Origin of the sequence: Deinococcus pimensis DSM 21231, assembly GCF_000519345.1 — a bacterium.
Lineage (GTDB): Bacteria > Deinococcota > Deinococci > Deinococcales > Deinococcaceae > Deinococcus_A > Deinococcus_A pimensis.
In genome coordinates, this window is sequence record NZ_KI912656.1 from 11,130 (window position 1) to 14,327 (window position 3,198).

The window sequence follows — 3,198 nt, forward strand, 5'->3', positions numbered from 1 at the left end:
GCCCTGCACCGCGAGCACGGCGTGCCGCTCGCCGTGAACGCCGGGGACGCGCTGCACGCGTACATGTGGGCGGCGGTCCTGCGCGCGGACACGCCGGGCGCGTTCGAGGAGACGCTGCGGATGATCCACCGCACCGCCGAGGGTCAGCACGTGGACCTCGCGTGGGTGGAGCACGGCCGCTGGGACCTCACCCCCGACGATTACCTGGAGATGGTGCGGCTCAAGACGGGCTGGTACACGGTCGTGACGCCCCTGCGGCTCGGGGCGCTCGCGACGGGCGTGACGCCGCCCCACGCGTTCGAGGCGGCGGGGCTGGACCTCGGCGTGGCCTTCCAGATCCGCGACGACGTGCTCAACCTCGTCGGGGACGCCGCCGCGTACGGCAAGGAGATCGCGGGCGACCTGCTGGAGGGCAAGCGGACCCTCATCGCCCTGGGCTGGCTCGGACGGGCCACCGGGGAGCAGCGCGGGGTGTTCCTCGCGGAGATGGCGAAGTCCCGCGCCGACAAGGACCCGGACACCATCGCGCGCCTGCTGGGCTGGATGCGGGAGAGCGGCGCGGTGGAGGACGCGATGCGCGTGGCGCACGATCACGCGGCGCGCGGCCTGAGCGGTCTGCGCGCGGCCCTCGCGGACGCGCCCGATCCCCAGGCCGCCGGGCACCTGTTCGGCCTGATGGAACAGCTCGCGACCCGCGAGAAGTGAGCTGACGCCAGAGCGATACGTAAGTCGTCTGGACAGGAGCACAAGGTTCGTCGCCCGTTCGGCTATCCTGAATTCAGGAGGCAGATCATGAGTGTCATCAGCAGAGTCATGTCGAGGATCCTGGATAGACCCAGCGCTGCTCGGGCGGTCCACAAAGCCATCATCGACAGCAAGGTGGCACGCGTGAAGACACCCGAGGGCCGTGAGTACTACGTCTTCACCGGCGAGGCCAAGCAGTTCGTGAGGCCCAAGAAGAAGTGAACATCGCGTTCTCTGCCCTCGTGCTCGCCCTGCTCCTCCTGCCGGGCGGGCTTTTTCGTGTCGGTTACCTTCGAGGGCTGTTCAAACGCTCTCCGGTCGGGGGGTTTAACCTCACCGACAACCTGGGCTGGCTGGTTGTGGGCTCGCTGCTGACACATACCGTCGCGGTCTCGGTCCTCAGGGCGTTCAGCCTCAACGTGAGATACGACCTGATCCTGCCCATCCTCACAGGACAGTTCGGGAAGGACGCGGAACTCCTCAAGGCCATCATCAGGAACCTTCCGGCGCAGCAGGGGCTGTACGCGGCCTACTTCCTGCTCACCAGCGTCGGGGCGTACCTCCTGGGCATTCTCCTGCACGTCCTTGTCCGGACCACGGGCGCTGACAGACGGATCAACCTCCTGAGCTTCGGGAACGACTGGTACTACACGCTGTCGCAACGTCCCAACCGTTTCAGAGTGGGTCCCCTCTTCGAGGTGTTTGGCAGGGGCGTCGGGAGGCGCCTCGCCCAAGTGGACGTCTTCGCCTCGGGGATCGTCGAGCAGAAGGACGGCGCGTACCTCTACCGCGGGATCGTCCGGGACTACCATTTGGACGAGAAGGGCGGGCTGGAACGTCTGGAGCTCAAGAATGCCCACCGCAGAAGGCTCAGCGACGACCGGGAGCAGGGCAAGCCTCACAGCCCGTTCGGTGACGAGCGCTACTACAAGATCGTGGGCGACCGCTTCATCCTACGCATGGGTGAGACCAAGACTCTGAACGTCCAGTATGTCAACATCGTTCCCGTCGAAGAGGTCGAGGTCGATGCATCCGCCGTCGTGGAGGAAACCGACGTCGACCGGTCCATCACCGCCGATCCATTCGACGACTGAGGAGTCCCCATGACGCCCACCGCCCTGCCCGAACTGCACCTCGACCTCAACGACCGCGCGTTCATCCTGGACCCGTACCCGCGTCTGGCGGAGCTGCGGGAGGCCACGCCCGCCTTCCTCGACCCGGTGTGGAACAAGGTGTTCTTCACGCGCTACGAGGACATCTCGCGGCTGCTGCGCGACCGGAGGCTGGGCCGCAGCATCCTGCACGTCCTGTCACGCGACGAGCTGGGCTGGCCCCCGCCGGACCCGCGTCAGGCGAACTTCGACCACTTCCAGGACCACCACCTGCTCGACGCGGAGCCGCCACGGCACACGCGGCTGCGTTCGCTCGTGTCGAAGGCGTTCACGCCGCGCCGCGTGGAGGACCTGCGCTCACGCGTCGTGGAGATCGTGGCGCGGCAGCTCGACGGGCTCGCGGGGCTCGGCACCTTCGATCTGGTGTCGGACTACGCGGAGACGCTGCCCGTGACGGTCATCGCGGAGCTCCTCGGCGTGGAGGAGGACGCCCGGCATCTGCTGCGGCCCTGGTCGGCGGCGATCGTGCGGCTGTACGAGCTGGGCTTCTCGGAGGAGGACCAGCGCGCGGCGGACGCGGCGGTGGTGGAGTTCTCCACGTACCTGCGGGCCCTCGCCGCGCGCCGTCGGGCGGAGCCGCGCGACGACCTCGTGTCGGCGCTCGTGGCGGTCGAGGAGGAGGGCGACCGCCTCTCCGAGGACGAGCTGGTGGGCACCTGCATTCTGCTGCTGAACGCCGGGCACGAGGCGAGCGTGAACGGCACCACGTCCGGCGTGCGTCAGCTCCTCGCGCGGCCGGGGGCGTGGGCGCGGCTGGTGGAGGACGCGCAGCGTCACCCGGACGCGCCGTCGGCGCTGTTCGCGGGTGCCGTGGAGGAGCTGCTGCGCCTGGACACGCCCCTGCCGATGTTCGAGCGCTGGGTGCTCGAGGACGTGGAGATCGGCGGCGTCACGCTGCGGCGGGGCACGGAGGTGGCGCTGCTGTACGCGTCGGGCAACCGCGACCCGCGCCGCTTCACCCGCCCCGACGAGCTCGTGCTGGACCGGGACGAGGGGCCGCACCTGACCTTCGGGCTGGGCATCCACTACTGCCTCGGGGCGCCCCTGGCGCGGCTGGAGCTGGCAGTGGCGCTGCACGGCCTCGCGCGGCGCTTTCCGGACCTGCGGCTCGCGCGGCCCGAGGAGGAGCCGCGCTTCGGGAAGGGCTTCGTGATCCGGGGGCTCACGAGGCTGGACGTGTCGGTCTAGACGACGCCCGCGCCGAGTTCCCCCGCCCGCGCTTCCCGCGCGGCCTCCTCCTCACGGCCGAGGGCGCGCAGCGCGAGCACCCGCGCGGGCGAGC

4 protein-coding genes are annotated in these 3,198 nt (G+C 69.6%); all 4 read left to right on the forward strand.

Translation table 11 applies throughout. The features are described from left to right. Nucleotides 1-705: polyprenyl synthetase family protein (locus tag DEIPI_RS0115980; protein WP_027482434.1), on the forward strand; the 705-nt coding region annotated here is incomplete at its 5' end. A gap of 87 nt (nt 706-792) precedes the next feature. After that, nucleotides 793-966 (forward strand): hypothetical protein, encoded by a 174-nt coding sequence (locus DEIPI_RS37960; RefSeq protein ID WP_157463730.1) that lies wholly within the window; start codon nt 793-795, stop codon nt 964-966. After that, nucleotides 963-1,838, forward strand: coding sequence for a hypothetical protein (locus tag DEIPI_RS0115990; RefSeq protein WP_027482435.1), 876 nt, complete (start codon nt 963-965; stop codon nt 1,836-1,838). The genes DEIPI_RS37960 and DEIPI_RS0115990 overlap by 4 nt, the downstream gene beginning before the upstream one ends. A 9-nt stretch (nt 1,839-1,847) precedes the next feature. After that, complete coding sequence (locus tag DEIPI_RS0115995) at nt 1,848-3,104, forward strand: cytochrome P450 (RefSeq protein WP_045234499.1); 1,257 nt, start codon at nt 1,848-1,850, stop codon at nt 3,102-3,104. Nucleotides 3,105-3,198: the final 94 nt, after the last annotated feature.